General features: G+C 70.4%; 18 protein-coding genes and 1 tRNA gene. 9 read left to right on the top strand and 10 right to left on the bottom strand.

Annotated features, from left to right (window positions below; all coding sequences use genetic code 11):
* Nucleotides 1-58: 58 nt before the first annotated feature.
* On the bottom strand, nucleotides 59-514 hold the full coding sequence (locus tag ACSRUE_RS14060; protein ID WP_441291426.1) for a hypothetical protein: 456 nt from the start codon (nucleotides 512-514) through the stop codon (nucleotides 59-61).
* A gap of 663 nt (nucleotides 515-1,177) precedes the next feature.
* On the opposite strand from ACSRUE_RS14060, the gene ACSRUE_RS14055 reads away from it, so the two are divergent.
* The gene (locus ACSRUE_RS14055) at nucleotides 1,178-1,939 is read left to right on the top strand and encodes a Uma2 family endonuclease (protein ID WP_441291425.1); all 762 of its coding nucleotides are present in this window, start codon (nucleotides 1,178-1,180) and stop codon (nucleotides 1,937-1,939) included.
* A gap of 30 nt (nucleotides 1,940-1,969) precedes the next feature.
* Here ACSRUE_RS14055 and ACSRUE_RS14050 read toward each other — a convergent pair whose 3' ends face one another.
* From ACSRUE_RS14050 to ACSRUE_RS14040, 3 genes are read right to left on the bottom strand one after another with little or no spacing between them, the layout of a single operon-like run.
* On the bottom strand, nucleotides 1,970-5,119 hold the full coding sequence (locus tag ACSRUE_RS14050) for an ATP-binding protein (protein WP_441291424.1): 3,150 nt from the start codon (nucleotides 5,117-5,119) through the stop codon (nucleotides 1,970-1,972).
* 12 nt (nucleotides 5,120-5,131) lie between these two features.
* Complete coding sequence (locus ACSRUE_RS14045) at nucleotides 5,132-5,887, bottom strand: enoyl-CoA hydratase/isomerase family protein (protein ID WP_441291423.1); 756 nt, start codon at nucleotides 5,885-5,887, stop codon at nucleotides 5,132-5,134.
* Nucleotides 5,884-6,936 (bottom strand): RimK family alpha-L-glutamate ligase, encoded by a 1,053-nt coding sequence (locus tag ACSRUE_RS14040; protein WP_441291422.1) that lies wholly within the window; start codon nucleotides 6,934-6,936, stop codon nucleotides 5,884-5,886. Before ACSRUE_RS14040 ends, ACSRUE_RS14045 begins: the two co-directional genes overlap by 4 nt.
* Nucleotides 6,937-7,207: 271 nt before the next feature.
* Between ACSRUE_RS14040 and ACSRUE_RS14035 the strand changes: the two genes are divergently transcribed.
* The 6 genes from ACSRUE_RS14035 to ACSRUE_RS14010 all read left to right on the top strand — a co-directional run bounded on the left by ACSRUE_RS14035 (nucleotide 7,208) and on the right by ACSRUE_RS14010 (nucleotide 12,459).
* On the top strand, nucleotides 7,208-8,377 hold the full coding sequence (locus ACSRUE_RS14035) for an acyl-CoA dehydrogenase family protein (protein WP_441293087.1): 1,170 nt from the start codon (nucleotides 7,208-7,210) through the stop codon (nucleotides 8,375-8,377).
* Between the two features lie 245 nt (nucleotides 8,378-8,622).
* A tRNA-Ala gene (locus ACSRUE_RS14030) sits at nucleotides 8,623-8,695 on the top strand.
* An 86-nt stretch (nucleotides 8,696-8,781) separates the two neighbouring features.
* The gene (gene cobT, locus ACSRUE_RS14025) at nucleotides 8,782-9,870 is read left to right on the top strand and encodes a nicotinate-nucleotide--dimethylbenzimidazole phosphoribosyltransferase (RefSeq protein WP_441291421.1); all 1,089 of its coding nucleotides are present in this window, start codon (nucleotides 8,782-8,784) and stop codon (nucleotides 9,868-9,870) included.
* On the top strand, nucleotides 9,867-10,634 hold the full coding sequence (locus ACSRUE_RS14020; RefSeq protein WP_441291420.1) for an adenosylcobinamide-GDP ribazoletransferase: 768 nt from the start codon (nucleotides 9,867-9,869) through the stop codon (nucleotides 10,632-10,634). The genes cobT and ACSRUE_RS14020 overlap by 4 nt, the downstream gene beginning before the upstream one ends.
* Before the next feature lie 15 nt (nucleotides 10,635-10,649).
* Nucleotides 10,650-11,318 carry a histidine phosphatase family protein gene (locus ACSRUE_RS14015; protein WP_441291419.1) on the top strand — a complete coding sequence of 223 codons (669 nt, stop codon included), beginning with the start codon at nucleotides 10,650-10,652 and terminating at the stop codon, nucleotides 11,316-11,318.
* A gap of 22 nt (nucleotides 11,319-11,340) precedes the next feature.
* Nucleotides 11,341-12,459, top strand: a complete 1,119-nt coding sequence (locus ACSRUE_RS14010) for an arginase family protein (protein ID WP_441291418.1) — start codon at nucleotides 11,341-11,343, stop codon at nucleotides 12,457-12,459.
* A 6-nt stretch (nucleotides 12,460-12,465) separates the two neighbouring features.
* Here the strand turns inward: ACSRUE_RS14010 and ACSRUE_RS14005 are convergent, their stop codons facing one another.
* On the bottom strand, nucleotides 12,466-13,338 hold the full coding sequence (locus ACSRUE_RS14005) for a sulfurtransferase (RefSeq protein ID WP_441291417.1): 873 nt from the start codon (nucleotides 13,336-13,338) through the stop codon (nucleotides 12,466-12,468).
* Nucleotides 13,339-13,838: 500 nt separating this feature from the next.
* Here ACSRUE_RS14005 and ACSRUE_RS14000 point away from each other — a divergent pair, with 500 nt between their 5' ends.
* Nucleotides 13,839-14,393, top strand: a complete 555-nt coding sequence (locus ACSRUE_RS14000; protein WP_441291416.1) for a hypothetical protein — start codon at nucleotides 13,839-13,841, stop codon at nucleotides 14,391-14,393.
* 58 nt (nucleotides 14,394-14,451) lie between these two features.
* Here the strand turns inward: ACSRUE_RS14000 and ACSRUE_RS13995 are convergent, their stop codons facing one another.
* The 3 genes from ACSRUE_RS13995 to ACSRUE_RS13985 all read right to left on the bottom strand — a co-directional run bounded on the left by ACSRUE_RS13995 (nucleotide 14,452) and on the right by ACSRUE_RS13985 (nucleotide 20,384).
* Nucleotides 14,452-15,978, bottom strand: coding sequence for a DUF1552 domain-containing protein (locus tag ACSRUE_RS13995; RefSeq protein ID WP_441291415.1), 1,527 nt, complete (start codon nucleotides 15,976-15,978; stop codon nucleotides 14,452-14,454).
* Between the two features lie 83 nt (nucleotides 15,979-16,061).
* On the bottom strand, nucleotides 16,062-17,687 hold the full coding sequence (locus ACSRUE_RS13990; protein WP_441291414.1) for a DUF1592 domain-containing protein: 1,626 nt from the start codon (nucleotides 17,685-17,687) through the stop codon (nucleotides 16,062-16,064).
* A gap of 423 nt (nucleotides 17,688-18,110) precedes the next feature.
* The gene (locus ACSRUE_RS13985) at nucleotides 18,111-20,384 is read right to left on the bottom strand and encodes a tetratricopeptide repeat protein (RefSeq protein WP_441291413.1); all 2,274 of its coding nucleotides are present in this window, start codon (nucleotides 20,382-20,384) and stop codon (nucleotides 18,111-18,113) included.
* 403 nt (nucleotides 20,385-20,787) lie between these two features.
* Here ACSRUE_RS13985 and ACSRUE_RS13980 point away from each other — a divergent pair, with 403 nt between their 5' ends.
* Complete coding sequence (locus ACSRUE_RS13980; protein WP_441291412.1) at nucleotides 20,788-21,354, top strand: hypothetical protein; 567 nt, start codon at nucleotides 20,788-20,790, stop codon at nucleotides 21,352-21,354.
* 146 nt (nucleotides 21,355-21,500) lie between these two features.
* Here ACSRUE_RS13980 and ACSRUE_RS13975 read toward each other — a convergent pair whose 3' ends face one another.
* Together ACSRUE_RS13975 and ACSRUE_RS13970 are read right to left on the bottom strand one after the other, a co-directional pair.
* Nucleotides 21,501-22,274: an FxLYD domain-containing protein gene (locus tag ACSRUE_RS13975; protein ID WP_437764642.1), complete on the bottom strand. Its 774-nt coding sequence runs from the start codon at nucleotides 22,272-22,274 to the stop codon at nucleotides 21,501-21,503.
* A 196-nt stretch (nucleotides 22,275-22,470) separates the two neighbouring features.
* Nucleotides 22,471-24,102, bottom strand: a complete 1,632-nt coding sequence (locus ACSRUE_RS13970; RefSeq protein ID WP_441291411.1) for a DUF1552 domain-containing protein — start codon at nucleotides 24,100-24,102, stop codon at nucleotides 22,471-22,473.
* Between the last annotated feature and the right edge of the window lie 10 nt (nucleotides 24,103-24,112).

Raw genomic sequence — 24,112 nt, 5'->3', positions numbered from 1 at the left:
TCGGCCAGGAGCATGCTGTTCTCAAGCTGCCCCCTGCTGCCACCGACGTCCTTGGACTTCAGCTAGCACAGAAAGACGTAGAGGGGCGCGGGCATGGCGCCATACTCGCGGTGCCGCTGATAAAAGATGATGTAATCGCAGAGGCCCATTCTTTCACCAAACTGGACGATTCGAGCTCGACAGATAAGGCAACATCGCGGAACCGGTCGCCCTCTGAGGCAAAGCACAGATGTATTGCTGGAGTGAATGCCTTCGTCAGATCGGCGAGGTAATCGCGCAAGTACGGCGCCACATCGTCCAGGGCGATGCTTTGATCCTCGGATGCCAGAAAAGCTTCGCTCAACCGTTCGATCGGTTGGATGGTGGCGCGCGGTGTAAAGCGGAGCAGCCCGTACACGGCCCACGCGAGGTACGTCTTCCCCGAGTTGTTCGGCCCGGTCAGCACGATGAGGTCCTTCGAGAGATCGACCTCCGCCTCGCGTAGCGGGCCCAGATGTTCGACACGGAAGCGCATGCCCTTCGTCCCGGGAACCCCGCGCGAAGCGCGTACAGCCGCGGTCCGCAGGAACCCCGTGCAACCTACCGCCTTCCCTCCGGGTCGGGCAAGGTCACGAGCGGCAGGGGGCAGGCGGGCGCCGTTGTCCCTTCACCGCCCTCGATCGAGCTTCCAGCGACAACGCCTCCGCCTCGGTCGACCCCCCTTTCCCTCGGGATGTACAAGGTTTTCGGGTCGGCTCACCGCCGGCCCCCTCGATTTGTACAAGGTTTCCGGGTCGACCGACCCCGATCCCCTCGAAGATGTACAAGGTTTCCGGGTCGACCGACCCCGACCCCCTCGAAGATGTACAAGGTTTCCGGGTCGGCCGATCCTGGCAGCCGGGGCGCTGACAAGCGCGTCCCCTCCGGCCGAGGCCAGCTCCCAGCTCTGCACGCCCCGCCCCACCCCGCGCCCCCCATCCCGAACACGGACGCCAGCATCGTCGCCGTCCAGCGGACCGACATCGAGCTCTCCCGGGAGCTTCGACGCCACCGGCAAGTGGTACGCGGCGCCGCGTCGCTTCGCGCCGGATCACGCCCGATTCGTGCACACCCGCTCCGAAGGGCGCCACAGCACGTGGTCACCGCCCGGCCGGCTGCGCGCACGCACGGATGAGGTAAGCTCCGGTCGGAGCGTCGAATGCCCTTCCAGAGCGAGAACTCCCCCGTCCCGATTCCCCCGCCCGGCGAGGACGAGCTCCCGCACGATGACGGAGAACCGATGGAGTCGGAGCGCCACCGCGCCCAGATGAACCTGCTCGTCGAGGTCCTGCAGATGCACTGGCACGACCGCGACGACGTGTACGTCGCCGGCAACATGGCCATCTACTTCAGCGAGCTGCAGGCAAAGAAGAACGACTTCCGAGGCCCCGACGTGTTCGTGGTGCTCGACACCAACAGGCGCGAGCGCAAGTCCTGGGTCGTCTGGCAGGAGGACGGGAGGACGCCCGACGTGGTGATCGAGCTGCTCTCCGAGAGCACCCAGGCCGTCGATCGCGGCGACAAGATGCGGATCTACGCGAAGCTCCTGCACGTGCCGGAGTACTACCTGTTCGATCCGTTCTCGGGCGTGCTCGAGGCTTATGTGCTCGATCGAGCCACGCGGTCCTACCTGCCGATGCCGCCCGAGACGAACGGCGACGTCGTGAGCGCGTGCCTCGGCCTGCGCCTCGGGGTGCGCCACGGCACGTACCGCGGCCTCGCCGTCGACTGGCTGCGCTGGATCGATGCCCATGGGCGCGTGCTGCAGACCGGCGAAGAGCAGGCTCGCGCCGCCGAGGAGCAGGCTCGCGCCGCCGAGGAGCAGGCGCGCGCCGCCAGCGATGAGGCGAAGCGGCTCGCCGCCCGGCTCGCGGCGTACGAGAAGCAGTTCGGCCCGCTGCCCGGCGGCGGCTCGGGCTAGCGGCTCCCCGACCGCCGCTGGCCGCCACGGTCAGCCCCAGCCGACCCGCTCGCCCCTTCCGAACCCCGGCGCCAGCATCGCCGCCCACCGCGCCGGGCTCTTGATCCGCTCCCGCGCCATCACCGCATCCGCCACGAGGAGCCGCTGGAGCCCCTTCTCCCCGCCGAGCAGCTCGCCCGCCTGGCGCCGCGCCGCCGCCGCATAGAGCGGCATGTCCGCCGCGTCGAACCCGGCCGCCGCCGCCTCCAGCTGCGCGATCGCCGCCTCCCTGTCGCCGCGCAGCTCGGCCGCGCCCGCGCGGATCAGCGGCACGAACGGGTCCGACCACGCCGTCTTCTCCCGGGCGAGCGCCGCGGCGTCCCGGAGCGCCGCCTGGATCAGCGGCTCCGGCTCGGGCGCCGCCTCGGCCACGGCGAGCGCCGTGCACGCGCGCTCGACGTGGGCCATCACCCGGCTGTTCTGCATCATCAGCAGCATCGAGCCCTCGAGCATCGGCCAGGCGTCCGTGAGGCGCTTCATCGCCGCGCCGGCGCGGCCCGCGTACCGGTCGACGTAGGTCTCGCCGAGCAGCCCGACGAAATGCTCGAGGTGGAACCCCGACGTCGTCCACCTCGACAGCGCCCCCGCGATCGCGCCGCGCGCGCCCGCCACGTCGTCCGACGCGAGCGCCACCCACGTCGCCTGCGCGCTGAAGATCGCCGCCGCATAGAGATCCCCCCGCTGCTCGGCGGCGCGGAGCACCGCCGGCGTCGTCCGCGCGAGCGCGTCGATCTGGCCGCGGTAGTACCGCGCCCACGACGCCATCAGCTGCGTCGTCGCGAGCTCCCAGGACACGCCGGCGCAGCGGTCGCGCAGGAGCTCGTCGGCGACCTCGTACCACGCGGACGCCGCCTTCCACCGCCCGGCCGTGAACGCCTCGAGCATGCCCGACACCATCATCGACAGGCCGAGGAGGTGCGGGCTGTCGAGCCGCTCCGAGAGCGCCCGCACCGCGGCGACGAGCTCCTCCGCGCGCGCCCGGCCCGGCGCCCCCATCATGCACGCGGACGAGGCCTCGAACGCGAGCGCGCGGCCGACGCGGTACGGCTCGCCGGCCCGCAGCGCGAGCAGCAGGGCGCGCGCCGAGAACTCGGCGGAGCGGACCATGTCGACGCCGGACAGCCCCACCGTCACCGTCCAGCAGGCGTCGATGCGCGCGAGGTCCTCCGGCCGCACCTCCGCCTCGGGCCGCTCGCGGAACCGGAGGCCCCTGAGGCGCAGCTCCGCCCGGTGCAGGAGCAGCGCCACCAGCGCGCGCCGCGGCGTCTCCGGGAACGACAGGCCGACGGCCCGGAGGACGGCGCGGACGAGCTCGATCCCCTCGTCGATGTGCCCGCTCCGCAGGTACTGCTCCGCGGCCCGCCGGCGGAGCTCGAGCGAGAGCGCGCCGTCCGCCCCCTCGGCCGCCGCCGCGTAGATCCGCGCCGCCTCGGCGCTCTTGCCCGCGTTGACCAGGGCGTCGGCGCACCGCACGCCGAGCGCGCGCCGCTCGGCCTCGGGGACATCCGCCTCGCGCGAGCGCAGGCCGAGCGCGAGCTCGTAGAGCCGCGCCGCGCGCTCGAACGCGAGCGCCTCCGCCGCCTCCTCGGCCGCGCGCTCGGCGAGCCGCCCCGCCCGCGCCGCGTCCCCCGCGCCAAGCCAGTGCCGCGAGAGCGCCTCCGCGTCCGCCGTCCCCAGCGCCTCGAGCGCCCGCCCTAGCCTCCGGTGCCGCGCCGCGAGCTGCTCCGGGCCGAGCCGGCCGACCACGGCCGCGCGCACCCTGTCGTGCGACGCCTCGACGAGCTCGCCCTCGCCGGCGCGCCGCGCGGAGATCAGGTCCTCCATGAGCAGCAGCGTCATCGCCGGGGCGCGCTCGTCGTCGCGGAGCTTCGCCGCGCGCGCCACGACCGCCGCGTCGATCGGCTCCCCGGCGACCGCGATCACCTCCAGCAGCCGGAGCGCCTGCTCCGGCAGGCGGCGGAGCCGCGCGTCGAGCGCCCTGCCCCACGCGGCGTCGCCCCGGGCGCCGTCCTCGCCCGAGAGCTCCTGCGCGTCGCGGGCGAGCTCGCCGAGCAGCCGCGGGTTGCCCCGCGAGGCGCGCGCGATGGCGTCCGCCCGCGCGCGGGTCACGTCGTCGCGCGCGAAGAGGAGCGCGAGCGAGAGCTCCTCGGCCTCGAGCGGCGAGAGCGGGCCGACCGCGATCTCGCGCAGCTCGCCGTCACCGCGCACCGACTCGATCCGCCCCCGCGCGCCGGCGGCCTCGGCCTCCGCGCCCCGGCGCTCGAGGCGCATCCCGTCGAGCAGCGCGCGGAGCGGCGCGCTCGTGGCGACGTCCTCGTCCCGGAAGCTGCCGAGGAACATCATCGCGGGCGCGTCGGGAGGCCGCGTGAGCTCGAGCAGGAGCGCCACGCTGTCGATGTCGCTCCACTGCAGGTCCTCGATCGCCACGACGAGCGGGCTGCGCTCGGCGATTCGCCAGAGCAGCTGGCGGAGCGCGGCGAAGCTGCGCTGCCGCAGCTCCTGCGCGTCGGGCGACTCGCTCGGGCGCGGCGCCGAGGCGACGGCCGGCACGCGCGAGAGCACCGGGAACACCCGGGCGAGCGCGCGGACGTCGCGCGGCAGGAGGCGCTCCACCTCGTTGTCCGAGACCCGCCGGAGGAAGCGGCTCAGCGCCTCCATCACGCCCCCGAACGCCTTGTAGGACTCGGCCGCCGCAAGCGCGCAGCGCCCCCGCAGGACGACCGGCCCCTTGTCGCGGCGGAGCCCCATCAAGAAGTGGTGGATGAGCGCGCTCTTGCCCATGCCCGCAGCGCCGTGAACGAGCACCGCGACGGGCCGCTCCAGCACGAGGGCCTCGGCGGCGCGCTGGAGCGCGCGCAGGTGCGGGCGGCGGCCGATGAAGTGCTCGATCGTCGGCGGCGCGGGCATGGGCAAGAGCGCGCTCGCCTGCGCGGCCTCGGCGCTCGCCTGCGCGGCCTCGGCGCTCGCCTGCGCGGCCTCGGCGCTCACAGGCGCGGCCTCGACGCTCACAGGCGCGGCCTCGGCGCTCACAGGCGCGGCCTCGACGCTCGCCTGCGCGGCTTCGACGCTCGCAGGCGCGAGCTCCGCGCCCTCCAGCGGGGGCTCGGCGCCCTCAAGGTCCTGCCGCTCCGCGCCCTCCACGCCGCGCCACCGTCACTTCTTGCTCAGGAACGTATCCATCGCACGCCGGTGCTCCGGGCCGTTCCACTGCTCGGCGAACGCCCGTCGCTCGACCTCGGCGGCGGAGGCGCGCAGCGCCTCGCGCACCCTGTGCAGGGACCGCTTCATGGCCGCGACCGACGCGCGCGGGCTCTCGGCGATGCGGCCGACCTGCGCGATCGCCCGGCTCCGCGCCGCGCCGGTGGGGACGACCTCGCTCACGAGGCCGACGCGGAGCGCCTCGGCGGCGTCGAGCCTCTCCGCCGTCAGGAGCAGCCGCGCCGCCGCGAGCGGCCCCACCCGCTCGCAGAGCCGCGTCAGCCCGCCCCAGGCCGGGGACAGGCCCATCTTGACGTGGCGGAACGAGAGCCCTGCGTGCTCCTCGACGACGACGAAATCGCAAAGCAGCAAGAGCTCGCAGCCGCCGCCCAGCGCGTCGCCCTGCACGGCGGCGACGATCGGCACCTCGCTCTCCTCGAAGGCCGCGAGGCCCTCGAACAGCCGGAGGACCTCGCCCCCCTGCGCCCCGCCGGCGGCGAGCGCGTGAAGCTCGCGGATGTCGCCGCCCGCCACGAAGACGTCGCTGCTCGTCGCGGTGAGCACGACGCCGCGCACGCGCGGGTCGGCGCTGGCGCGGCGGATCGCCTCGCCGAGGCGGCCCGCGAAGCCGCTGTCGATGGCGTTCCTGCGCTCGGGACGATCGATGGTCAGGACGACCGCATCGCCGGCCGCCTCGACCCGCAGGGTCACGAGAGGACCCTCCGCGCGCCCCTCCCGCCGGTGAGCGCCGCGGCCTTCCGGCGGCTCGCGCCCGCCCCGTTCTCCGCCGCCGCGCGGCTCAGCCGCCGCGGCGCCGGCATGCGCTCGTCGTGGATCACCTCGGCGATCCGCGCCTCGAGCGTGCGGCGGCTGAGGCCGCGCTGCTCCGCCGCGTACCGCTCGGCGTAGCTGATGATCGCGCCCGCGACGTCGACGCCGCTCGCGCGCTCGATCCCCTCCAGGCCGGGCGAGCTGTTGATCTCGAGGATCTTGGGCCCGGAGCGCGCCTCGAGCATGTCGACGCCGGCGACCTCGAGGCCCATCGCCTTCGCGGCGCGGATCGCGACGCTCCGGTAGGCGCGCGGCAGCTTCACCCGATCGCCCTTGCCGCCGCGGTGGAGGTTCGAGCGGAACTCCCCCGGCTTGGCGACGCGGCGCATCGAGGCGACCACGCGGCCGCCGACGACGATGACCCGGATGTCGCGCCCCTTCGACTCGCGCACGTACTCCTGGAGCACGATGTCCTGGCCCATGGCCCAGAACGTCTCGAGCAGCGCGTGCACGGCGTGGGGCGTCTCGGCGAGCATGGTGCCGATGCCCTGGGTCCCCTGCTGGAGCTTCACGATCGCGGGGCAGCCGCCGACGAGCGAGAGCGCCGCCTCGACGCCGGCCGGGCTCCGGGCGCACACGGTGATCGGCACGTTGAGCTTGCGGCGCGTGAGCAGCTGGAGCGCGCGCAGCTTGTCGCGGCTCCTCGCGATCGAGACGGCGCCGTTCAGGACGGGGACGCCCATGAGATCGAACTGACGGACCACGGCGAGGCCGTAGTTCGTGATGCTGGCGCCGATGCGCGGGATCACGATGTCGAAGCGCGGCACCGCCGAACCACCGACGAGCAACGACGGGCGGCCGCGCGACACGACGATCTGGAAATCGAGCGGATCGATGACGCTGACGTCGTGACCACGCGCGCGCCCCGCGAGCACGATCCGGCTCGTCGAATAGAGGGACGCATTGCGGGACAGGACGAGGAGTCGCATGTGGCCCGGAGGCTAGCAGAGCCGGCAGACTGCGTGGATGGATGCGCGTGCCGATTCATTTTTCGCTCTTCGGCGGGGCGTCTACCGCTCGCACCGCTCGCGCCGCGGCCCGCACGGTCGCGCGCCGCGCCATCGGCCCTCGTTTTCCATGGGGCTCCTCGCGGCCCGTTCGGCGGATCAGGCGCGGCCGAAGCGCGGAGGCGCAGCGCTTGCGCTGGAAAATGTTTCGTGTACGAATCATCTCGGTCGTGCCGGCGAGGAGGGGTTCGTGATGTGGCAGCCGTTCACGGAAGAACATCAGCAGTTCAGGAAGACGGTGCGGGCCTTCGCAGAGAAGGAGCTCGCTCCTCATGTGGAGGAGTGGGAGTCGTCGGAGTGCTTTCCCAGCTGGGTGTTCAAGCGCGCCGGCGAGCTCGGGATCCTGGGCGCGCACTTCCCGGAGGAGCACGGCGGCGCCGGGCTCGACTACTGGTTCTCGGCGGCCAAGGCCGAGGAGCTCGTGCGCTGCACGATGGCGGGGGTCTCGATGGGGCTGCTCGTGCAGAGCGACATGGCGACCCCGGTGATCAGCGACATCGGCACGAAGGAGCAGATCGAGGAGTTCCTCAAGCCGGCGCTCGCGGGCGACAAGATCGCCGCGCTGGGCGTCTCCGAGCCGGCGGCCGGCAGCGACGTGGCCGGGATCCGGACGATCGCGCGCAAGGAGGGCGATGATTACGTGCTGAACGGGCAGAAGACGTTCATCACGAACGGGACGCGCGCCGATTTCGTGACGCTGCTCGCCAAGACGTCGCCGGACAAGGGCGCCCACGGCTGCTCGTTCTTCCTCGTGCCGACGGCGCTCCGCGGCTTCAACGTCGCGAAGAAGCTGAAGAAGATCGGCAACAAGTCCTCGGACACCGCGGAGCTCTTCCTGGAGGACGTGCGGGTGCCGGGGCGCTACCTGCTCGGCGAGCCCGATCAGGGCTTCGCGTACCTGATGCAGAACTTCCAGACCGAGCGGCTGGTCGCTGCGGTGAGCGCGATCGCGAGCTCGTTCATGACGCTCGACGGCACGGTCGAGTACGGGCGCGAGCGGGTGGCGTTCGGCAAGCCGCTCATCAAGCGCGAGTCGTGGCAGCACAAATTCGTCGACCTGTACACGCGCTGCGAGGCGGCGCGCGCGTTCGCCTACAAGTGCGTCGACCACTACAACGACGAGCGGTACGTGCGGAAGGTGCCGATCAGCTTCGACACGGTGAAGCTCATCTCGATGGCGAAGATCCTGGCCGGCGACGTGGCGAACGACGTCGTGGACACCTGCCTGCAGTTCCACGGAGGCTGGGGCTACATCGAGGACTTCCCGATCGCGCGCGCCTGGCGCGATCAGCGGCTCCTCCGCATCGGCGGCGGGACGACCGAGACGATGAAGTACTACCTGGCGAAGCTGATGAATTTCTGAGCGCCCCCGCGGCCCGGCGGCCGCATCACCGCCAGGCCGCGCGGAGCTCGCCGCCGGGAGCCCCCACCCGGCAACACGCGCAAACACGCGCAAACGGGAGCAAACGCACGCAAACGGGCATGAAACGTGCGTAAAACGTGCACGAACAGCCGCGAACCGACGCCCTCGGACACAAAAACGCGCCGGTCGAAAAAAAGTAGAGACAAGCGGCGCGAGAGGCTGTAGATATGCCGCTCCCAACGACCGGGGCTGTAGCTCAGCTGGGAGAGCGCATGACTGGCAGTCATGAGGTCAGGGGTTCGATCCCCCTCAGCTCCACCGATAGGACCGAAGGACTCCTGTTCCTGTAAGGAGTCCGCAGCGCCGTGCCCGCTCGCCGGCGCGTCGGAGTAGAGAACCCGGACATGGCTCTCTTGCCTCACTGGGTCTTCCCGGAGCTCGACGCGAGCGCGGTGGGCGCGGCGCGCGCGCGGCAGGACACGCTGACCAAGCCGCGCGGCAGCCTCGGCGTGCTCGAGGATCTCGCCGTGGCGCTCGCCGGCATCCAGGGCGGGGCGCCCGCGAGCCGGCCCGCGGCGGCGGTGCTCTTCGCCGCCGATCACCCCGTCGCCCGGCACGGCGTGTCGGCGTACCCGCCAGAGGTCACGGCGGCGATGGTGGCGAACTTCGTGCGCGGCGGCGCCGCTGCCAGCGTCCTCTGCCGGAACCTCGGTGTCGAGCTGCGGGTCGTGGACGTCGGCGTCGCCCACCCGTACGAGCGCGTCGACGGCGGCGATGGCGCGCTGCTGCGGCGCGATCCGGTCGCCGACGATCCCATCGGCGACCTGCGGATCGAGGACGCGCTCTCGGAGGCCGTCTACGAGCGCGCGCTCCGCGCGGGCGCCGCGGAGATCGACGCGCTCGGGGGCGACACGCGCGTCGTCCTGCTCGGCGACATGGGCATCGGCAACACGACCGCGGCGGCGGCCATGACGGCGCTGCTGCTCGGGGTCGCGCCGGAGGACGTCGTCGGGGCGGGGACCGGCGTCTCCGGCGACGCGCTGTCGCGCAAGATCGAGGTCGTGCGCGACGCGACGCGACGCGCGCAGGAGGCCTCGGGCGTCCAGCGCACCGATCCGCACCGCGTCGTGCAGGCGGTCGGCGGGAAGGAGATCGCCGCGCTGGTGGGCGCCATGGCGCGGGCGATCGAGCGGCGCATGGCGGTGCTCGTCGACGGCTTCATCGTCTCGACGGCGGCGCTCGCGCTCGTCCGGATGTGCGCCGAGGCGCGGTCGGGCATGCTCTTCGCCCACCGCTCGGCCGAGCGCGGCCACGCCCACGTCCTCGCGGCGCTCGACGCGCGCCCCTTGCTGGACCTCGGGATGCGGCTCGGCGAGGCGAGCGCGGCGCTGGCCGCGCTGCCCCTCCTCGACGCGGCCTGCGCCCTCCACGCCGGCATGGCGACGTTCGCGAGCGCGAGCGTGCCGGATCGCGCGCGGCCCGGGACTCCATGACGACGCCGCCGGTGCTGCGCGGCGCCCGCGCGGCGGCGACCTTCCTCACGCGCGTCCCGGTCGGCGGCTTCCCCTACGCCGAGGCGGACTGGCGCTGGGCCTCTGCCTGGTTCCCGTTCGTGGGCGCCGCGCTCGGCGCCGTCCAGGCCGCGGTGTGGCTGCTCGTCGATCGGAGCGGCGCGCTCGTCGCGGCGAGCGTCACCGTGGCCCTCGGGCTGCTGCTGACCGGGGCGTTCCACGAGGACGGCCTCGCGGACACGGCCGACGCGCTCGGCGGCGCGTTCGATCGCGCGCGGATCTTCGAGATCCTCAAGGACAGCCGCATCGGCGCGTTCGGCGCGGCGGCGCTGATCGTGGTCCTCGTGCTGCGCGTCGCCCTGCTCGCGCGGCTCGACGCCGCGGCGCCCGTCGCCCTCGTGCTGACGCAGTGCCTCTCGCGCACCCCGCCGATCTGGCTGATGGTCGCGCTGCCCTACGTGACCCAGAGCGGCTCGCGCAGCCGCCCGGTGGCGCAGGCGGCGCTCCCGCAGGCGCTGCTCGGCTCGCTCTGGCCGGCGCTCGCGCTCGCCGCGGCGCACGCCGCCGGGGCCCTCACGGCGGCCGAGGCGGCGGGCATGCTCGTCGCGGCCGCCGCCGCCGCGGCGATCTGCGGCCTCCGCTTCCACGCCCGCGCCGGCGGGCTCACGGGCGACTTCCTGGGCGCTGCGCAGCAGATCGCCGAGTGCGCCGCGCTGCTCGCCCTCGCGCTCGTGCGGGGCGGCTGAGCCGCGGGCGCGCGCGTGGATCCCCTCGCCCACGGCCTCGTCGCCTTCCGCCACGCCCCCGTCGCGCGCTCCGGCGTCTGCTACGGCCGCCTCGACGTCGCCGCGGAGCTCCCCCCGGAGGCTGCAGCGGCCGCGATCGAGCGCGCGCTCCACGAGCTCTGCGTCCGCCCCGGCGTGGTCTGGTCGTCGCCGCTCTCCCGCTGCGCGCTCCCGGCCGCCGAGCTCGCGGCGCGCCTCGGGGTGCCGCGCGCGATCGACGATCGCCTGCTCGAGATCTCCTACGGCGCGTGGGAGGGGCGCGCCTTCTCGGACATCGCGCGCGACGACCCGGCCGCGTACGCCGCGTGGCTCGACGGCTGGGAGCGCGTCGGGCCGCCCGGGGGCGAGTCGGCGCTCGAAGTCGAGTCCAGGGTGCGGTCGTTCTGGCGCGAGATCGGCGCCCCGCCCGGCGTGGACGTCGCGGCCGACGCGGCCGACGCGGCCGACGCGGCCGACGCGGACGACGCGGACGTCGCGTCCCGCGCGCGCCCGCACCTCCTGGTCGCGCACGCCGGGGTGCTGCGCGCGCTCCGGGTCGTCGCGTGCGGCGCCAGCTGGACCGCGGCGATGAGCGCGCCGGTCCCTCACCTCACGGCCGAGCGCTTCCCTCTGCCCGCGCCCGCCCTTTCGCTGGCGGCCCCCTGAGGGGCGCGTACCCTCGTCGGGCATGACCCCGCAAGAAGAGCTCGCGCTCCTGCTGCGCCCGGCGGCCGGAGGCCTCTACCTCGTCTCGACCGGCCGCGCGCAGCAGATCGAGGTCCAGCGGCGGCTCTACGGCGCCGCGACCGAGGAGGAGGTCCTCGCGCGGTTCCGCGCGTCGCTCGACCGCATCGCCGGCGCGCGCGCCGTCTTGCTCGGCGTGCCCTCCGACGTCGGCGCGGGGTTCCTCCGCGGCTCCAACATGGGCCCGCAGGCCATCCGGACCGCGCTCCTCGACGCCTTGCCGGACTTCCCCGAGCGGGCGCGCGAGGTCGGGCTCGTCGACATCGGCGACGTGTTCGTCGTGCCGCAGCTCCTGCACGACGACATGCTCTCGGAGGCGCAGAAGGCCGCGTCGCGCCGCGCGCTCTACGCTGGCGTGCCCGAGCCCGCGGCGTCGCGGCTGCCGGTCTCGCCGCTCTCCATCGCGGAGCGCGCGCTCGATCTCGTCTTCTCGATCAACCCGGGCGTCGCGCCCATCGTGCTCGGCGGCGATCACTCCACGGCCTTGCCGGTGGCGCGCGCGCTCGCCCGCGCGCGGAAGCGGCCGTGGGGCATCGTCCAGCCGGACGCGCACACCGATCTCCTCGAGGAGCGGCTCGGGATCGCGTACTGCTTCGCCACGTGGTCGTACCACGCGAACGAGCTGGTCGGGCGGGGCGGCCGGCTGACGCAGGTGGGGGTCCGCGCGTCGCAGAAGCCGCGCGAGCACTGGGAGAGCCGCTACGGCGTGCGGCAGTTCTGGGCGGCCGAGTGCCGCGCCGATCCGGCGGCGGCGCTCGACGCCATCGTGGCCCACGTGAAGAGCACCGGCGTCGAGGGCGTGTATTTCTCGAACGACATCGACGGCACGGACGCCGCGTACGCCGACGCCACGGGGACGCCGGAGCCGGACGGCCTGTCGCCCGAGTTCGTCGTGGCGCTCATCCGCCGGCTCGGGCACGAGGTCGGCCTGATCGGCGGCGACGTCATGGAGGTCGCGCCGGCGCTCCAGCCGACGCCGGAGAGCGCGGCGCGCACGGTCGCGCTCGCCGCGCGCTACCTGCGCGAGACGATCGAGGCCACCGTCGGCCGCGCGCTCGCCTGACGCCGCTCAGGGCTCGGGGCCTCTGGCCGCGGGCAGGGCGGCGTCGCGGGCCCAATCGCTCCAGGACCCCTCGTAGAGGATCGCGTCCTCGCGGCCGAGCGTCGTCAGGGCGAGCAGGTCGTGGCAGGCGGTGACGCCGGAGCCGCAGTAGCAGACCACGGTGGCAGCATCGAGCGCGCCGAGGTCGCGGTAGCGCCGCTCGAGCTCCGCGCGCTCGCGGAAGGCGCCCCCGGGGGCGCTGAGGTTCTCGGCGAAGGGGGCGGAGCGGGCGCCGGGGATGTGGCCCGGGCGGGCATCGACGGGCTCGGTCTGCCCCTCGTAGCGCTCGCGGGCGCGGGCATCGAGGATCACCGCCGCGGAATCGCGGCGCAGCCTGTCGACAGCCGCCTTGTCGGCGACCGGGGCGCCGCCGGGGGCGAGATCCATGGCGGGCGCTTCCGCGATCGTGGGTGCCTCGGTCGAGAGGGGGTGTCCCGCGGAGGTCCACGCCTGGAGTCCCCCGTCGAGCACGCGCCCTCCCGGATGACCGAAGTAGCGCAGCAGCCACCAGAGGCGGGCGGCGATGGCGCCCCCGGCGTCGTCGTAGCCGACGACCAACGAGCCTGGGATGACCCCGATGCGGGCGAGGACGCGCGCGAACGCCGCCGCGTCGGGCAGCGGGTGGCGGCCTGGTCCGCCCTGCGCCGGGCTGGAGAGATCGGCATCGACGTCGAGGTGGACGGCGCCCGGGATGTGCCCGCGGGCGTACTCGTCGGCGCCGCGGCGACCGCCGAGGTACCAGCGGCAATCGACGACGCGGACGCGGGGATCGCCCGCGTGCGCCGCGAGCCAGGCGACATCGACGAGCGGACCGGGGGGCACGAGGAAGGGATCGCGCATGGGCGAAGGGTACCCACCCTGCTCGCGCCGGGCCACATCGCATCCTCGCCATGCTCGACGGCTCGGCTGTGCCCGACGGCGCTGCGCAGCCGCACGCGACTCCGGCGCTCGACGGAGCGCCCCAAAAGCGACGGCATTTGCAAGCACTTTTGACAGTCGAGATCGGGCTTGAGGGCATCAGGCATGAATGTCAATCGGCGCGCACAGCACGCCTGTATGCGAAAATAGCCGCCACAAACCGCTTGATTTTCAAACGCACCTGCTCGTCCTGCCCGCCCCGCAGCGCCTGCCCACTCCGGAGGACACCCCTGGCCTCGCTCAGCGCTCCACCGAGCGACAGGCGAAAGCGCCACGGGCGACCTGCTCACAAAAGTTCGGCTTCACCAGATCGATTCATTGATCACGCCTCGCCTTGAAGGTCCGACGGATCGAAGCCTTTCTCTTTATTTCGACCGGCGAGAGCGCTATACTTTTCTCTCTAATCACTTGAATCACGACCCATGAAACTTCGACTTTCAAACTTCACCGCTGCAGCGTTCCTCACCTTCCTGTCAGCTCTCTCGGGCTGCTCCGACGATGGAAGCACCGGCAGCTCGGAGGCCGGCACGACCTCGAGCGCATCCGGGTCCGGCGGGCAGGGCTCGGGCGGGGATGGCGCCGGAGGGGCCACGGCCTCGAGCTCGACCTCCGCCGGAACCGGCGGTGGCGGCTCAGCGGTCGACCCGACCTTCGATACGGTCAGAGCGGTCGTCGCGAATGCTGGCTGCTCCGATGCGAGCTGCCACAACGGCGAGGCGGAACCGAGGCTGCTCGACGACGACACCCTCTACGCGACCCTGACGACGCACATCTCCGAGGCTTGCGGAGACATTCCGCTCGTCACCCCCGGCGAGCCAGAACAGAGCGCCCTCGTCAAGATCCTCAAAGGCCCCTGCGGGGATATCGCCCGCATGCCCAATGGATGCGTCGGTGTGTCCGGCCCGGAATACACGTGCCTGCCCCAGACATACATCGACGCGATCGAGCAGTGGGTCACCGGCGGCGCGCAGCAGTGAGCAGCCGATGACAACGACGCGGGCTCCGCCCCGGAGCGCCGCGTCGTTGTGCTGATGATCAGCCGTTCGCGCGAAGCATCTTGAACTCACCAGGGTCCTTGATGGACACTGGATTGGTCTCGCTGGCGAAGAGCTTGGTGTCGTCGTGCTTGCCGAAGTGGGTCACCTCGGCCGAGCCACCGATCGCCGGGAAGCCGTCCGCGTCGGCCTTCACCCCGATGGCGTTCAGCAGGTTGCAGAAGTACTTGTTGATCGGCTGGGTGGCGACGTCCGGCGGCGTCCCCGTGCCGTCGATCTCGCCGAACTCGAGCTTCGTCTGGCCCGGCCCGCAGGCAGCCTCGCTGTTACCGACGGCCAGGTCAGCCTTGCCACCTTCGACGTTCACCGCCTGACCCGTCTTGAAGTAGCCGCCGCAGCTCCCTGCCTGGAGGATCGGCAGGTTGTTGAGGTTGTGGCTGTTGCCGTCGGAGTCTTCCTGGAACCAGACCGTCGCGGTGTTGTCGAGGAGCTTGCCCTCGCCCTCATCGATGCTGTCGAGCCGACCGACGAGGTAAGCGAACTTCTTCGCGTACCAGTCGTCGATCTGCTGAATCATCTCGATGACATCGGGAACGCAGTCACCACCCATGTTGGCGTCGCCAACGCGGTGGGAGATGCCATGGGAGTCCTTCGAATGATTGATGCCGTCCCACTTGAACGTGAGCGTCCCGGGGAACTTCATGAAGATGACGCGGTTCTGGTCGCAGATGGCCGAAAGCACCGCGAGGTCCATCATGATGTTCGTCGACTTCGACAGGTCGATGCCGAGGCCACCCCCCTGCGAGGCCGCCTGCACGGACTGGGCCGTCAACCCGAGCGCCTCTGCCTGGGCGGCGCTGCACTGGGCCCTGACCGTGTTCGTGGTCTGGTGGAGGAGGTCCTTCCAGTCGGAGAGCCGCTGCTTGTCCGCCTGGCTCATCCTGACCCTCTCGAGGGTCTCCAGGTCCTCCCGCACGACGTCGATCACGCTCTTGCCGCGGACCACCTTGTACGTGTCCTGCGACACGGGGCCCTGGCCGAAGAGGCCCGTGAGGTTGTTGTAAATCGTCGTCGGAGACCCGATGCCAGGGAAGATCTGCTTGGGCTTGTCGTACGAGAAATTGGAGAACGAGTCTTGCCGCACCCCGCCGATCTGCATCACGAGGGGAGCGGCGCCGTTGGGGTTGACCTGCTCCGCGGCGATGTGATCGAGCGACCGCCCGGTCGACTTCGCGTTGAACTTGTCGCTCTCGGGCGTCACCGGATAGCAGGTGAAATACGACCCCATGACCTGGCCGTGGGGGTCGTTGTTCTGGCCGTGGGTCCGCCCGAAGCTCCACTCGTTCATCCCCCGGATGCCACGGGGCATCAGGAGCTTCTTTGCGAAGGGCGCGAGGTGCTTGAGCGTCGTCGCCTCGTAATCGGCGGCGGTCAATTCGCCATGGGACTTCTTCGGGAACCACCGGTTCGTCAGGCAGCCATAGTGCGTGAAGAGCACGATCAGCCGCTTCGGCGCGCCGCCGCCGGCCGACTGCGCCTCGGCGTCACGCTCGGCGACAGAGCCCAAGAAAGGTGCAGCGACGACGGCTCCACCCAGGCCTCGGAGGAATACTCTTCGATTGAGGTTCTTCATCATGGTCGTATTCCTTTTCAATCCCCGAAGACGGTGCGCAGGCGGAACGAATCGGCCTGGGTAAGATCCGTGAGCAAATTGATGATGGTGTAGCCGTCGCTGGACAGCTTGTCGCTGAGCTCGTTGACGGTGCAGGCGTCGTTCGTGTTCGGCACCCGCCGGCGGGCCCAGGAGACCCACTGCTCAGCGTAGTGACGCTTGGCGATCGCACCGGCGCCGAGCTCGGTCATCATCTCGAGGGGCGTCGTGATCGTCTTCGTGTTGGTGTCGCTGAAGTAGACGTCGCCCGTCGCGTCGATGTCGCCGCCGAGCGGATCCTTCGTCTGCACCTTGCCAACGGAGTCGAACCTCTCGAGCACGAAGCCCGGCGGGTTGACGAGCTTGCTGTGGCAGTCGACGCACCCCGCAGGGGAGGTCAGCGCCTCGATGGCCTCGCGCTCGGTGGAGAACGGGCCCGGAGGCCGCGGCGTCTGGTCCGCGCCGGGCGTCGGCTTCAGGGTGAGCCCGAGCAGCCTGTTGGCGACGAACGCGCCCCGGAGGATCGGGCTCGTCGCGCCGAAGGACGAGTAGGAGCTCAGGAACCCAACGCGGGTCAAGAACCCCGGCCGCTCGTTCGGGTCGAGCTCGACCCGCGTCAGCTCCGCGCCATAGTCGGCGGCGTTGAGCCCGTAGATCGCAGCGGTGTCCTCGTTCACGTAAGCGACGTTGCTGAGGAAGATGTCCTTGAACGACCCCCCCTCGAACGCCACCTCCTCGAAGAAGGCGTCGATCTCGGCCAGCATCGGAGCGACGATGTCCGGGGAGTAGTCGGGGAACTTGGTCGTGTCGTGCTCGACCTGTCCCCAGTGCGACCCCTCACGAATGTCCGCATAAGCACGATGGAACAGGGCCACGATCGGCGCCGTCTTGGTGCGGTCCTGAACCATCCGCTCCGCCTGCGCGAGGATCTGCTCCCTGGTGGTGAGCTGACCCGCGTCTGCGGCGATGTTCAAGGCGTCATCCGGAATGGAGCCCCAGAGCAGGAACGCGAGCCTCGTCGCCACCTCGTGGCTGGAGAGCTTGATGGCGCCGTTCTCCGTGTCGTCCGTCAGCTCGGGGACCGTGATGAACGAGGGCGAAGCGAGCATGGCGAAGAGGATGGCCTCGGCGACCTCCGCGGGCGTGCCCTTGGGCTCCAGCGCGTTGAACCGCAGGTAGCGCTGCACCTCTTCGTCCGTCACAGGGCGGCGGAACGCCTTGCGGCCGAAGGCGCGGATCGTCGACTCGAGGCACCCGGCCGCCGCCGGATCGCAGGCGATGAACTTCGACTTGTTCGCCCCGGCCATCACCTCGGCGGCGATGCTTTCGGCAGCCACGAGGTAGGAGTTCCAGGCGATGTCCGTCATGCTGCCCTCGAAGTCGGCCACGAGGAGAGAGGACGGGTTGCCCGTGGGAGCGTTCGACACGCTCGTCACACCGAGCAGATCCCTCACCACCGCGTCGTACTCGCGGTTCAAGAGCCGCGGGACCTGGGACGTCGCCCAGATGCCGGGAGTGCAGACACGCGGGTCGCCGGGGTCCGGCTCCGCCGGCCCGCCCCCCGTACCGGCGCCGCCGGAGGTCTCCCCGCCACTGGAGGAGACCCCCGGGTCACCGGGTGCCATCTCGCCAGTGCAACCAGCGAGCAAAGTGGATGACGTCACGAATGTTGCCGTACCGATGTACGCTAGTTGCCGCAGCGTTCGCATAATATGACTATCCCCGACCTGTGCCGAACTGATCCCCCAGCGCAGGATTCCAACGCGGGTCCGACCGGCGAGCCCCCGACTCGGGGAGCTGGTGCCGGCCGACCCGTCGCCTCGAGATGCTGTGGTTGCCGAGCTTACTGGCACCTTGAGCCGCGCCGTCGCCCTCGAGCATGAGGGTGCGGCCCGGGCTGTTTGCAAAGCGATCGGTCGGCTGCTCGGACTGCTATGGAGGCCGCCCGTGCGGTGGAATCTTCGCGCATGGCTTCACGAGAACGTGTCACGGGCGCGAAGCGCCGGAGCACCGGGCCCGCGCGGCGCGTTCGCCGAGCGGCCTTCGCCTCAGGCTCGAGCGCAGAGACGGCGCCAGATGTCGCGGTAGATCGACTCGAGATTGCGGGTAAAGCGCGGGCCGTCCATGAGCGGCGACAGCTTCATGCGATCGCGCAGCGTCCGGCGAAGCTCCCCGAGGTGCTCGAGGTTCTCGGCGAGCGCGCTGGCGACCCGAACGTAGTGTTCCGGCGTCGTCGCGATGAGCTCCGGCAGACCCAGGTTCATCGCCTGGCAGACGCCGGCGCGGCCGACCACGGTTTCCCCTGCGAGGGTCACCACCGGGACGCCCATCCACAGCGCGTCGAGGCTCGTGGTGTGGCCGTTGGAAGGGAACGTATCGAGACAGATGTCGATGTCGCGGTACCTTCGCAGATAGTCGAGCCGCCCACACCGGTCGACGAACTCGACCCGATCGAGCTGGACGCCCCCTTCCTCGAAGATCGAGCGCACCCGGTCCCGGGCCCTTCCCTGAGGCGCCATGAGCGTGAGCCGCGACCTGGGCGCCGCGGCCAGCACCCTCGTCCAGACGTGAAGCACCCCTTCATTCACCTTCCTGAAGTGGTTCAGGCAGCCGAAGGTGACCCTCCCCTCCGCGAGAGCGGGGAGAGCGCTCACGTCGGGCACGTCGGTGAGCGGGTCGTAGCACCAGAACGAGTCGGGGAGCCGAAGGGTCTCCTCCGTATAGACGTCCGTGCTCGCACCGGGGGGATCGAGGAAGGGATCGGACAGGCGATAGTCCATCGATTCGAGGCCCGTCGTCCCGGGGTACGCCAGCCAGCACACCTGAAGGGGAGCGGGCCGGCGGGCAAAGACCAGGACACGGCGGTCCGTCATATGCATGGTGAGATCGACCAGGATATCGATCTGATCCCGCCGAATGACCTCGGACAGGGCGGCGTCGTCCAGCGCCGCGACCTCGCGAAAAACATCGGCATACCCGCGGATGCGATCCGTCAGGTTATCCGGCCTGTCCGTGCTCGAGTAGCAAAAGATCTCGAACTGCCGGTGGTCATGGCTCTGGAACAGCGGGATCGTGAAGAGGGACTGGACGTGGGTTCGGAAGTCGGGTGACACGTAACCGATGCGGAGCCGCCGGTCGGGCGAGCGATCGGTTTTGTGAGGGGGAGCCTGCGCGGCGAGGGCGCGGGCATGCCGGGCATTCCACGCGCGCGCCTCGGCGAGGATCTCGCGCTCGGTGACGTTCGGCCAGAACGGCATGTTGAAGAGGAGAGCGCTGTGCGCAGCGGGGTCGTCGGGACACAGGGCGACCGCCTCGCGGTACATCGCCTGGGACTCGTCGAGGAGCCCCGACTCGCCGAGCGCGGCGGCGAGATAATCCCGAGCGACATGGTAGTTTCGGTCGATCTCGAGCGCTCGACGCAGATCGTCGATCGCCTCGTCGAAACGGCCGGCGTCCGCGTGAATCGCGCCGAGCGCCGTGTACGCATTGGCCATCCGCGGGTTGAGCCTCAGCGCCACGCGGTACCAGGCCGCGGCGTCGTCCGGCCGGCCGCCGAGGCGCAATGTCTCGCCGAGGGCCGCCAGGGCGTCGGACGCGCTCAAGCCCGACTCGGGGCTGCGCGCCGCCGCAGGAGCGACCCCGGCGGCAGACGCACCCCGCTGGTCCCGCAGGCCCGCGAGGCGCTCGCCAGCCTGCAATGACCCGGGTTCGAGATCGCGGGCGCGCTCGTAGCACGCCGCCGCCGCGTCCACGTCCCCTTGCTCCTCGAACGTGAGAGCAAGGTTGAACACCGCTTCGGCGAAGTCGGGCTTCCGAGCGACGGCCATGAGCAACACGGCGACCGCCTGGGGCCTCCGGCCGAGGCAGCGATACACGTCGCCGAGATGCGACAGGTAGAGAGCGTTGTTCGGGGCGACGCGGACGGCTCGCTCGAGCAGCGCGGCGGCCTCCGCGAGCCGGCCGGATTGGACGGTGATCACGCTGAGAAGAAGCAGCGCGTCGCCATGCCCAGGCGCTTGCTCGAGCACGCCGCGATAGAGGAGCTCTGCGCGATCGACCTGCCCGGCCCGATGAAACTGCACTGCCAATTCGAAGAGCGAAGCGGCGGTCACGGGGAGTTCCTTGTCGGAAGAGTGCGGGATCTCGCGGAGCAGGATGGCTGCGCCCGGGCGCTGAGCGCAAGCCGGTTTTCTTGTCGACCGGCGCATCCAGCGTGGCTGTACGATGGGAGGGCCACTTCGGGAGGCCCACTTCGAGGAGCTTGACTTTCGGATCGCGCCACGAGTTCTTCTCCCCTCCCGACGCGGATCGCGCCGGACCAAGCCAGGCAGCCGAGCTCGGGCGCAGCGCCAGGCGCGACGAAGAGCCCTGCTGACATGGCGCGACGAGGAGCAACGACGCGACGCGCCCGCCCCCGTCTGCCTGGTGACCAGAAGTTGTGAGAGGCGCTCAGGGCACGTGAGACCGGCTTGAGCGCACAAGCACGAGTGTCAATCGACGCGTACAGCAGGGCTGTACACCGGGATGGCCTCCACGAACCGCTTGATTTTCTGATGGCGTTTGCTCATTCTACCCGCACAAGAGGACGTTCCTCGTCTCGCGCAGCTCTTGCCTACGGGCGACGTGGATCGCGCGTCGCCTCTGCAATCCGAAGCTCGAAGCCTTTTGCTTCGATCCACGGGAACGAGAGCTCAACCTTCTCTCTCACCATCTTCGTCGTGAACCATGAAACTTCGATTCTCAAGCTTCATCGCGGCAGCAATCGTCGCCATCCTGTCATCGCTTCCAGGCTGCTCCGACGACCCTGACGATGCCGGCGCCGGAGGCGCCGGCGGCACGGACGCCGGAAGCACGAGCGCCAGTGCGTCTACGTCGAGCGCGGTCGGGTCCGGCGGTTCGGGCGGGGCTGGCTCGACCAGCGCGAGCACCGGTGGCGACGGCGGCTCGACCGGCAGTGGCAGCGGGCAGCCTCCGACGTTCGAGACGTTGCAGTTCGTCATACAAAACGCGTGTTTCGGGGCGGGTTGCCATAACGACGAGATGAACCCCCTGAACTTGATGGTCGACGGAGAGCTCCACATGAGGGTGAGCTCCCACGTAACCGAGCATTGCGGCGATCTCATCAACACCGAGAATCCGGAAGAGAGCGCGCTCATCAAGGTCCTGAAGGGGCCGTGCGGCGGAACTCCGCGAATGCCCCTCGAATGCGTCAACGAGGGCGATGCCAAGTGCATACCTCCCGACTACATCCAAGCGCTCACGCAATGGATCGCGGACGGCGCGAAGGAGTAGCAGGGCTTGGCGAGCAGCCGCCGACGGGTTGCGGCGCCCCGCGGGCGCCGGTCGAACGAAGCCACCCTCGGCGGCAGCTCCCTTCACTCACGTAGACCGGGTAGGTCTGCCGCAGCCGATCGCGCCCGCGCGACTCATGGGAAGGTCTACTGCTCTCCCATCGCGCCTGCCGGATATGCGGCCTGATCGGCTCCGGGCGTGTCCACGGTGTTCGTCTCGAAGGCCCAGCTGCCACCCGGCGGAATCTGGACGGTGCCGCTGGCGATCGCCACGCCGAGCGGACGCCCGACGCGATCGACTGAGAAGACAGTGACGGAGGGATCTCTCACCGCCACGTCGAGCCCGTTGAAGAGCGTGCCCGTGTACACCGTGCCGGCGCCGCCCGTCACGGCCTTCACTTCGCTGGTGGTGAGGCCATCGATGGGAACGACGTCGAGAGCAAAGTAGGGGCACCGGTAGACGACGTATCCCACATCTTCAATCACGATGTCCGAGGGCAGGTCCGTGATCGCGGTCATGGTCACGTCGCCTGGACCCACGCACGCAGCGATCGCGTCCGGGCGATCCGTGACTCGATAGAAATGCTGAGTCAGGAGCCCGTTGATCCCGGATGCCACGGACTGCTGGGCCTTGTTGTAGAGCTCGACGGAGAGGGCCGCGCTGCACGCCGGGGTATTCCCGTCGTTCCTCAAGGCGGCGTAGAGCTCGGTGTTGGTCGGTCCTTTGCGAAGAGTCAGCGCGATCACGTTGAGCACGCCGTTCCCGCCGGGGAGCGCGATGATGGTGAGGTCTTCGGGGACGACGAGCACCTCGTTCCCAGTGTCCCCGCCCACCCTGGCACCGTCGCTCACCTCGCTCGAGCAGGCCAGCGGGAGGAGCACAGCAGCAGGGATGAGGAAGCGCTTCGTCAGCATGAACATGAGAAGAGATGCCCAGCCTGTCGCTGCCCGCCATCGTTGGGCAGCGCGGAGCCGCGACGTGAGGCGCACCACGAAGAGCGGCCATTTCGCGATGCCCGCGGTCGCCGGCGGCGCACAAACCCAAAGACCCCTTCGGTAAGAAGGGGTCTTTGGACCCGAGCTCGTCGGGGTGTTCAGGACCTGGCTCCGAGAGTGCTCAGGCCTTGAGCTCCGTGAACCCGCCCGGATTGCTGATCTTGGCGCCGGCGACTGCGCCCTTGCCACCGATGAACTCTTCCGTCTTGTCGGAATAGCCGAAGTGGGTCACCTCCGCGGAGCCGCCCTTCGCAGGGAAGCCATCCGAACCCGCCTTCACGCCCATGGCGTTCATGATGTTGCAGAAGTACTTGTTGATCGGCGCGTTGCCAACCTTCGGATCGGTCCCGGTGCCTTGTCTCGTACCGTCGACCTGGCCGGTACCGTTGGCGCACTGCGACATGCTGTTGCCGACCGTCGGGGTCGACGCGGGGTCGACGTTGATGATCTGACCGGTCTTGAAGTAACCGCCGCCGCTGCCGGCCTGAAGAATCGGAGCGTTGTTGAGGTTGTGCGCGTTGCCGTCCGACATCTCGTTGAACCAGATGGCGACGCTGGTGTCGAGGACCGTCGACCCATTCCCCTGGGGGATGCTGTCGAGCATTCCGACGAGCTTCGCGAACTTCTGCGCGTAATAGGTGTCCACCTTGACGAGCCACTCGAGCGCGTTGGGCAGGCAGCTGCCCTGCATGCCTGCATTGTCGAGGCGGTGCGAGAGGGAGTGCGACTCCATGGTGATGCCGAGCCCCTTGAAGCCGTAATTTCCCGGGTACTTCAGGAAAATGACGGGGTTGGCATTGCAGGCGGCCGCGAGCGCCGCGATCGCCGAGCTGATATCCGCGCCATCCAGGTCGCCGGAGACCTTGGTCGTGAGGACGTCGACGCCCAGGCCGCCCGACGACGCCTTCTGGGCGTTCGCGGACGTCGCACCGAGCATCACGCCGAGCTCCTCGCTGCACTGCGCGGAAGCCACAACGGTTCCTGTCTGGTTGAGGAGCTCCTTCCAGGCCGCGAGCTTGCGCTTGTCGGCCTGGCTCATGTCGAACCGCTCGAGCGTTTGCAGATCGTCCTTCACGAGGTCGAGGATGCTCTTGCCGCGAAGCGCCGCGTAGGTGTCCGGGGACATCGGCTGCCCCGCCTGGAAGAGGCCCGTGAGGCTGCTGAAGGCCTGCGACGCGTTGAGGCCCTTGTGGATGGTCTCGGCGGCGGAGTAGGAGATCGCCGACTGAGCGTTGTCATTCTGGCCAGCCGTGGCGATGAGCAGGGGAGTGCCGTTCGGGCTGAGCTGCTGGGCCATGACGTGATCCAGCGAAGGACCGACAGGCTTCGCGTTGAACTTCGTCGCCTGGTTGAAGCTGAACGGGTCGTTGCTGTTCGGCGTGACCGGCTGGCAGGTGAAGAACGACCCCACGATCTGCGTGTGAGAGTCGTTCCCCTGTCCGCGCTTCATGTTGGCGGTCCACTCGTTCATCGAGCGGATGCCGCGCGGCATGAGGAGCTTCTTCGCGTACGGAGCGAGGGCCGCGAGGCTCGTCGCCTCGAGGTCAGCCGCCGTGAGCTCCCCCTGGGTCTTCGTGGGGAACCACTTGTTCGTGACGCACCCATAATGGGTGAACATCACGATGAGCGCTTTCCCACCCGAAGCGGTCTGGGCCTTTGCGTCGCGCTCCCACACGGAGCTGAGGAACGGCGCGGCCAGGGCGGCTCCGCCCAGGCCACGAAGGAAGATTCTGCGGTTCAGTTGCTTGCTCATGGTCAAGTTT

The organism is Sorangium sp. KYC3313 (assembly GCF_052075895.1).
Taxonomy (GTDB): domain Bacteria; phylum Myxococcota_A; class Polyangia; order Polyangiales; family Polyangiaceae; genus Sorangium; species Sorangium cellulosum_B.
The sequence above is the reverse complement of the archived record's forward strand: the minus strand, read 5'-3'. Positions and strand labels throughout refer to the sequence as shown.

Excerpts from the sequence above, each read along its gene's own strand:
- ACSRUE_RS14060 (WP_441291426.1), bottom strand. The coding sequence starts at position 514 with ATGCGCTTCCGTGTCGAACATCTGGGCCCGCTACGCGAGGCGGAGGTC.
- ACSRUE_RS14000 (WP_441291416.1), top strand. The coding sequence starts at position 13,839 with ATGAAACTTCGACTTTCAAACTTCACCGCTGCAGCGTTCCTCACCTTC.
- ACSRUE_RS14040 (WP_441291422.1), bottom strand. The coding sequence starts at position 6,936 with ATGCGACTCCTCGTCCTGTCCCGCAATGCGTCCCTCTATTCGACGAGC.
- ACSRUE_RS13990 (WP_441291414.1), bottom strand. The coding sequence starts at position 17,687 with ATGGCACCCGGTGACCCGGGGGTCTCCTCCAGTGGCGGGGAGACCTCC.
- ACSRUE_RS14005 (WP_441291417.1), bottom strand. The coding sequence starts at position 13,338 with ATGCGCGATCCCTTCCTCGTGCCCCCCGGTCCGCTCGTCGATGTCGCC.
- ACSRUE_RS13970 (WP_441291411.1), bottom strand. The coding sequence starts at position 24,102 with ATGAGCAAGCAACTGAACCGCAGAATCTTCCTTCGTGGCCTGGGCGGA.
- ACSRUE_RS14020 (WP_441291420.1), top strand. The coding sequence starts at position 9,867 with ATGACGACGCCGCCGGTGCTGCGCGGCGCCCGCGCGGCGGCGACCTTC.
- cobT (WP_441291421.1), top strand. The coding sequence starts at position 8,782 with ATGGCTCTCTTGCCTCACTGGGTCTTCCCGGAGCTCGACGCGAGCGCG.
- ACSRUE_RS14010 (WP_441291418.1), top strand. The coding sequence starts at position 11,341 with ATGACCCCGCAAGAAGAGCTCGCGCTCCTGCTGCGCCCGGCGGCCGGA.
- ACSRUE_RS14055 (WP_441291425.1), top strand. The coding sequence starts at position 1,178 with ATGCCCTTCCAGAGCGAGAACTCCCCCGTCCCGATTCCCCCGCCCGGC.
- ACSRUE_RS14035 (WP_441293087.1), top strand. The coding sequence starts at position 7,208 with ATGTGGCAGCCGTTCACGGAAGAACATCAGCAGTTCAGGAAGACGGTG.
- ACSRUE_RS13980 (WP_441291412.1), top strand. The coding sequence starts at position 20,788 with ATGAAACTTCGATTCTCAAGCTTCATCGCGGCAGCAATCGTCGCCATC.
- ACSRUE_RS13975 (WP_437764642.1), bottom strand. The coding sequence starts at position 22,274 with ATGTTCATGCTGACGAAGCGCTTCCTCATCCCTGCTGCTGTGCTCCTC.